The organism is Microcystis sp. LE19-10.1B (assembly GCF_027530565.1).
Taxonomy (GTDB): domain Bacteria; phylum Cyanobacteriota; class Cyanobacteriia; order Cyanobacteriales; family Microcystaceae; genus Microcystis; species Microcystis aeruginosa.
In genome coordinates, this window is record NZ_JAPZQM010000144.1 from 1 (window position 1) to 7,330 (window position 7,330).

Below are 7,330 nucleotides of genomic sequence, written 5' to 3' on the forward strand. Positions count from 1 at the left end.
ATTGGAGTGATTGAGGGGAAAATTCAGGTACTTTTTCCCTGAAAATTAGGTAGTTGACCACCTGAAAATCGGTAAAACCCTACACCCCACACCCCACACCCCACACCCTGCCCCCAGGGAAAACTTTTTCAGCAGACCCTAGTTAGTTGCTGGGTTGGGATTGTTTACTGTTTAATTACAACTATAGCAATAGTCAATAAATTGTGAAAAAGCATCAAATCTTTTCAATTCGTTAAAATTAAATATTAACAGGGTCAATATATAATCTCTTATCTAAAATTGGTGTTTTTTGAATATTATTGACTTTGGCAATTGCTGATTCTAAACATAGCTGGTTTTCTGAAGATACAAACAGCCTACTGCTTTCCAATACCTCAAATGCTACCTCTCTAGAAATTTGTTCTATTACCTCTTGGCTAACTTGATTATTTAAGTTGATAAAATTAATTATATCCTCTATAATAACTTTACCAAATTTATTCTTAAATTTTCTTTTTTGTCTTAATACTTTCTGAAATAGCTTGGCTTTGACACCTATTTTTTCAATAATATCAGCATTATAAAAAGGTACGCCAAGAACGTTAGATTCTTGTCCTACAATTAAAACAATTCTTGCTTGCTGCTTGCTGACTCTTGCCAGTTCCTTTAAAATGTCACCCATATCTAAACAGTATTGTACTACAGTGTAAAAACGATTACTCCTATTTGCTCTATTAGAACCAATTTCTGACTTGGCTATCTTGAGTAAATCCCATCCTAAGATTTCAGCAGATTGACGATAATTTTGATGGTAATTAAAAACATTTATATAGGGTGGAGAAGTCACAACAAAATCTATCTGATTATTTTTTAGTGGTAGAGAACGAGCATCAGATAATTCAACCCTGATCGGCTTTTGAGAGTAAGGTAGCTTAGTAATTATATTGCTAAGATGTAAAAATTTTTTCTGAATAAATTCCTGAGTAATTTTATTGTTACACACATCAAAAATGATTACTAAAGCATCAAATAAAACCTTTGACCGATCCGGTAGCATATTCCTAGTATTTTGCAATTTATCTACTAAATTTTCTACTTGGTCACTGACTTCAAAAATTCTCAAAGGAAATTCTTGATCGAGGATATTTCTCAGGTTTTTAAGAACTTCTTTTTTTTGAGAATCATTGATAAATTCATAGGTACGACTCATGATATAAGCAGCGGGATTAATCTCAAATCCATAAGCTTCTAGGGATAAATAACTTGCCTCTAGCAAAACAGTTCCGCTACCCACAAAAGGATCGAGGATGACCGAATTAGATGGGCAATAGAAACTTAAAATAGTCTCTATCAGTTGGGGTGAAAACTGACCTCGCCAAACAAATAAATTGGCTCTAGTTTTATCAATAATGTCAAGTTTGTCTTGGGGTATAGGTTGATCAAAATCTGGCAACTTTCAATCTCCCTCTATTGCTAAGAACAAAATTAAAGTTCTACTTTATCTAGAGAACAAACACCATAAAATGTCGGGGCTGAACAGGGTTCAACCCCTCAATATTTTCCTACTTACGTCCCGGAACTGTATATTTAAAATTCATCGGGCCAGTATAACCAGAAACCTCAGCCAATTTCTCTAATCTTTGGGTTCCCGAATATTCTTGACCCTTAATAATCCAAGTGGGGAAACCTTTAATTCCGGCATCGCGACAAGCTTGAGGATTACCATTAACCCCTTGGGGATCACATTCGATATAAACCCCTTCTTTTTTGAGGATTTCTCCCGCTTCCTTACCAAATAACTGTTTTTGATCGTAACAGTGGGGACACCAAAAAGCCCCGTATTCTTTCGCACCAATTGCTTTTAAATGTTTAGCCAGGGCGATTTCTGCTTTTCCCGAAACCGTGGTTACTTCCCAACCGTAGGGAGGTTTAGCCGCTGTCATTGGCCGGGTAATTTCTTCTTTTCCTGCTGCCACCGTGGGGGAATTTACTCCTGCGTAAACCGCTAAAGTTCCCACAAAAGTAATCATTGCCACTACAACCATCGGCAGTATAATTTGTCCTAAACCTTCCCATTCGCGACCGATAATTGTGAGAATTAATAGGGTTAAAGCGAACAAAGCTGAAGTGATGCAGTAGGGACACAATTCCTTTAATTCCGTGGCTAGAATATACATTAAATAACCACTAAATACCGCCATCGCCGTCGCCCCCGCTAACAGCAATAACCAGGTATTATTTTCTAAACTTTTGCGGAGATTTTTCTGAGTTTCCCCATTGATAAATAGAGGACTGAGGGCAAAAACCGCCATGGCAATATAGGCCAAAAAACCGAACAAACTCAAGGGCAGCCCGAAAACCGTAGCGTAGGGACTATTAAGAACACCACTACAACCAGCCCCATCACTAGCCCCGGCGGTACAGGCAGCAGCCCCTCCCGTCAGTTTGGTAATGGTTAAATAGCCAGTCAGAATCGCCCCCACGATCGAAACGCCCCCAATTAGAGGCCGGGAGTAGCGATGAATCCAAGGTACAGAACGACGACGCATAATATTATTTAGATTAAATTACAGCAGAATTCAGGAGTCAGGAGTCAGGAGAGAAATCTCAATGCACTTTGTTGAAAGGAAAAATTCCCTAACCATATTGTGTTAATTAGGACGTTTTCAATTCCTAAAAACTTAGGCTCGCTGACGACCGATAACTATCCGCCATTCTAGCAAGGGGTTATGTGGACAGAGGCAAAGAAGGGAGAGAATTATCAATTTTTGCCTTTTGATCGTTGATCTGCCGGGCTGTTTCCACAAATTGCGACACCCGGATCGGATCCACCGGTTCAGTAATTTTGCCATGACGCTTGAGGGAACTAGCCACGATCACCCCATCAGCAGCCGGCAGTAACCGCCCGATATTGTCCAGATCAGCCCCGCTGCCGATAAAAACCGGTGTTCCCTTGGCCGCCGCCACTGCCAGTTCCAAATCCTCAAAACTAGGGGGGCTACCGGTGGACCAACCGGAGAGGATTACCCCGTCTGCTAGTCCCCGTTCGATCGTATCTTGCACTGCCGTAGTCAGATTAGGAGTTCCCAGGGGGCGGGCGTGTTTAACCAAAACATCCGCTAAAATTTTGACCTCAGACCCCAATTCGCGCCGATAACGCAAGAGTTCGTGGGCTTGACCCTCAATAATGCCCTGATCGGTGGCCATAACCCCCGTTAGCACATTAACCCGAATAAATTGGGCATTAACACAGGTAGCGATCGCTAAAGCACTATGGGCATCATTGCGGAGAACATTAAGACCAATCGGTAGGACCACCAGATTTTTAATGCGATCAACAATTAAAGTCATGGCACTAACCACGGCGGGATCCACCTGTTGCTTAGTAAAGGGGGCATCAAAAAAATTCTCGATAATCAAACCATCAACACCACCGGCAGCCAAAGCCGTCGCCTCCTGTTCAGCCCGCTCGATCACCGTCTTGAGACTGCCACCCCAACGGGGGGAAGTGGGCAGGGGGGCGAGATGAACCACGCCAATAATCGGGTTTTTTGTCTTGAAAGTTGCAATTAAGTTCACAGCGTATACTACTCTTAGCGTCCCCAACCATGCGCCGCTCACCCATTTTAACAGGGTGAAGGCCTACCCACGGTTCCACGGGGGGGGAAATTATTTTAACTTAGTGCCAGCATTCGTCCCTCGCACTTAGTGCGATGGGACGGGGCTTTTCAAGGGGCGAAGTAATTCGCCCCACAGTTCCCCTCATCAATGCTGACTTTGTATATAGACAATTCCAAAAAACTATGTTATCATAAACGGGTCTTGACCACTATTCCTTAAGCGATAACCGAGCTTCGGGGGGTCGTGTTGCAAGAAAAAGTGTGGGTCTTAGGAACTAGGACTCCTGCCTGGGTCGGGAAGGTAAGACTTGCTATCTTTCGAGGTAGAAAGCGCATCCCATTGAAGCAGGAAGCTCTCAAATCCGTTGAGAGTAGTTCACAATGTCTTAACATTAAAAGAGAAGTTTAAGATTTGGTTGATACTCGATCGCATGGGCAATAAGCCAACCATCGCTATCTCACACCTAGGCTGTGAGAAAAACCGGATCGACTCCGAGCATATGTTAGGACTGCTGGCCAAGGCCGGCTATCCCGTAGATAATGACGAGGAGTTGGCCGATTACGTTATCGTTAATACCTGTAGTTTCATTCAAGCAGCTAGAGAAGAATCCGTTCGCACCCTCGTGGAACTGGCGGAAGCTAATAAAAAAATTATTATCTCCGGCTGTATGGCCCAACATTTCCAAGATGAACTCCTGACGGAATTGCCGGAAGCCGTGGCCATTGTCGGCACGGGGGATTATCAGAAAATTGTCGAGATCGTCGAACGGGTAGAGACGGGAGAACGAGTCAAGGAAGTCAGCGCCGATCCCACTTTTATCGCCGACGAAAATCTGCCCCGTTATCGCACCACCAGCGAGGGAGTCGCCTATCTGCGGGTGGCCGAAGGCTGCGATTATCGCTGTGCTTTCTGTATTATTCCCCAGCTGCGCGGCGATCAGCGATCGAGATCGATCGAGTCCATTGTGGCCGAAGCGCGACAATTGGCCAGCCAAGGGGTGCAAGAATTAATTCTCATTTCGCAAATAACAACCAATTATGGGTTAGACTTATATGGCGAACCCAAATTAGCGGAACTCTTGCGAGCGCTGGGAGAAGTCGATATACCTTGGATTCGCGTTCACTACGCTTACCCGACCGGGTTAACGCCAAAGGTTATCGAGGCGATCCGAGAGACCCCGAATGTTTTACCCTATCTAGACTTGCCGCTACAGCATTCCCATCCCGACATCCTGCGGGGGATGAACCGTCCCTGGCAAGGACGAGTCAACGATGGCATTATCGAGCGGATCAAGCAAGCTATCCCGAACGCGGTTTTACGAACGACTTTTATCGTCGGTTTCCCCGGAGAAACCGAGGAACATTTCAGCCATCTGCTGGAATTTGTCAAGCGTCATGAGTTCGATCACGTCGGGGTGTTTACCTTCTCCGCCGAAGAAGGTACAGCCGCTTTTGACCTGCCCGATCCAGTGCCACAGGCAATTATGGACGAACGCCGCGAAAGGTTGATGTTAACTCAGCAACCGATCTCGGAACGCAAAAATCAAGCTTATATCGGTCAAACTGTCGATGTTCTCATCGAACAGGAAAACCCAGAAACAGGAGAATTAATCGGGCGCTCCGCTCGTTTTTCCCCGGAAGTGGATGGCTTGGTTTATGTGACAGGGGAGGCGATTCTAGGTGCGATCGTACAGGTCCGAATCACTGCGGCCGATACCTACGATCTCTACGGCGAAATAGTCTAATTTTTCCATTTTTCTTATTTAATTCCCACAAAACAATCCCTATGACCACTGGTTTCAACAATTTAGGTTTATCCGATAGCCGTCTTCAACACCTAGAAACGCTTGGATTCACCACCCCCACGGAAATTCAAACCAAAGCCATCCCTCTCCTTCTAGAAGGGCATGACATGGTAGGAATGTCACAAACGGGAACCGGCAAAACCGCCGCCTATTCCCTGCCTTTACTGGAACGCATGGACACCAAAAATCCTAACGTTCAAGCTTTAATCCTCACCCCCACCCGGGAATTAGCCCAACAGGTGGCCAGCGCCATCAAAGATTTCTCTGATGATCGTCGTCTCTTTATCCTGACAGTCTGTGGTGGTCAATCCATGGAACGTCAGATCCGCAGTCTGGAAAAAGGTGTCCAGATTGTGGTCGGGACTCCCGGCCGGGTAATCGATCTGCTCGATCGCAAAAAACTCCATCTCGAATCCTTAAACTGGGTAGTCCTCGATGAAGCGGACGAAATGCTCAGTATGGGTTTTATCGATGATGTGAAGAAAATTCTGCAAGCATCCCCCTCCACCCGTCAAACCGCCTGTTTCTCGGCAACTATGCCCCGGGAAATCCGCGATTTAATCGCTAATTTCTTGAAATCTCCCGTTTCTGTGACGGTTTCTCAACCCCAGGCCGCTCCTGCTAAGATCGAGCAGAAAATTTATCTGATCCCTCGCGGTTGGACGAAATTAAAAGTCCTGCAACCCCTGTTAGAGATCGAACCCCTAGAATCGGCGATTATTTTCGTCCGCACCAAGCAAACCGCGGCCGAATTAACCAGCAAACTGCAAGAAGCGGGGCAAACGGTGGATGAATACCACGGTAACTTAAGCCAAGTGCAACGGGAACGACTGGTGCAACGTTTCCGCGAGGGCAAAATTAAATTAGTGGTAGCCACGGATATCGCAGCCCGCGGTCTAGATGTGGAAAATCTCAGCCACGTTATTAACTATGATCTGCCGGATAATGCCGAAACCTATATTCACCGCATTGGCCGCACGGGCCGCGCTGGTAAAACGGGAACTGCTATATCTTTAGTAGAACCGATCGATCGGCGTTTGTTGCGTCAGATTGAACAGCGTCTGCGTCAACGTCTGGAATCTAGTCCCATTCCTAGCCGCACCGAAGTGGAAGCAAAACGCCTGGCCAAGCTGCAAAATCAGCTAAAAGAGGCTTTATCGGGGGAACGTATGGCTTCTTTCTTGCCTTTAGTGCGGGATTTAAGTGAAGAATACGATCCCCAAGCGATCGCGGCGGCTGCCCTGCAAATGATCTACGATCAAAATTGTCCCCAGTGGATGAAAACCGATTGGGAAGTTCCCGCACCGACGAGCAGTAAACCGGTGATTAATAAAACTCCCCGCAGTGGTGGTAGTAAGTACCCCTCTAAGTCGAATAACCGTCCTTCCCTGGACAAAAAAATCGTCTTTCAGGAACGTTAATTTTTAGTTCTTGAATAGATAACTTTAAGAGTTGATAGACCGTTTTGGTTCTATCAACTTTTTTTTGTCAGGTAATTTCCCAGTACGTCGTCGAAAGCATTCTACATAATTTTATAGCTAAACTTTTGATAATTGATTCTAATCAAGTATTTGGGCTTTGTTTGACATTTTTGCTGATAATTACTATATAATTGTCTTAAATGAATAAATTTGAACATTTAATATGTCGAGTTCGTCAGAACCTTATCGTGGGAGGGTACAAGCTCAAGGAGACGATATCCAGCAAGAGGGTGGATACAGTTGTTCTTGGGCAAGAAAAAATCCTGTTACTGCTAAAGAAGGATTATCATTTCTTGCTAATATTGGCTCTTCTGGTTTCTGTGTGGAAACGGGGTCTATACTGATAGTTTCTTCAGCAAAATACTCCTAAAAGTCTTTCCCAGTAAATATTTCACGATTCTATAAGCAAAAATTATCACACAAAGTCGAGAAGAGCCTAATATTA

Annotated in this window: 5 protein-coding genes; 2 read left to right on the forward strand and 3 right to left on the reverse strand. The window is 44.7% G+C overall.

Going from position 1 to position 7,330, the window contains the following annotated elements:
- Positions 1 to 238: 238 nt before the first annotated feature.
- The 3 genes from O9332_RS05070 to btpA form a co-directional block, all read right to left on the reverse strand.
- Entirely contained in the window at positions 239 to 1,432 is a 1,194-nt protein-coding gene (locus tag O9332_RS05070; protein WP_002763246.1) for a DNA methyltransferase, read from the reverse strand.
- A gap of 109 nt (positions 1,433 to 1,541) precedes the next feature.
- Positions 1,542 to 2,528 (reverse strand): vitamin K epoxide reductase family protein, encoded by a 987-nt coding sequence (locus O9332_RS05075; protein ID WP_002763245.1) that lies wholly within the window; start codon positions 2,526 to 2,528, stop codon positions 1,542 to 1,544.
- A gap of 178 nt (positions 2,529 to 2,706) precedes the next feature.
- On the reverse strand, positions 2,707 to 3,558 hold the full coding sequence (btpA, locus tag O9332_RS05080) for a photosystem I biogenesis protein BtpA (RefSeq protein ID WP_052277774.1): 852 nt from the start codon (positions 3,556 to 3,558) through the stop codon (positions 2,707 to 2,709).
- Positions 3,559 to 4,030: 472 nt separating this feature from the next.
- On the opposite strand from btpA, the gene rimO reads away from it, so the two are divergent.
- Both rimO and O9332_RS05090 read left to right on the forward strand, forming a co-directional pair.
- Positions 4,031 to 5,344: a 30S ribosomal protein S12 methylthiotransferase RimO gene (gene rimO / locus O9332_RS05085; protein ID WP_012265912.1), complete on the forward strand. Its 1,314-nt coding sequence runs from the start codon at positions 4,031 to 4,033 to the stop codon at positions 5,342 to 5,344.
- 41 nt (positions 5,345 to 5,385) lie between these two features.
- Positions 5,386 to 6,825, forward strand: coding sequence for a DEAD/DEAH box helicase (locus tag O9332_RS05090; protein WP_002763242.1), 1,440 nt, complete (start codon positions 5,386 to 5,388; stop codon positions 6,823 to 6,825).
- Positions 6,826 to 7,330: the final 505 nt, after the last annotated feature.

Excerpts from the sequence above, each read along its gene's own strand:
- O9332_RS05075 (WP_002763245.1), bottom strand. The coding sequence starts at position 2,528 with ATGCGTCGTCGTTCTGTACCTTGGATTCATCGCTACTCCCGGCCTCTA.
- rimO (WP_012265912.1), top strand. The coding sequence starts at position 4,031 with ATGGGCAATAAGCCAACCATCGCTATCTCACACCTAGGCTGTGAGAAA.
- O9332_RS05090 (WP_002763242.1), top strand. The coding sequence starts at position 5,386 with ATGACCACTGGTTTCAACAATTTAGGTTTATCCGATAGCCGTCTTCAA.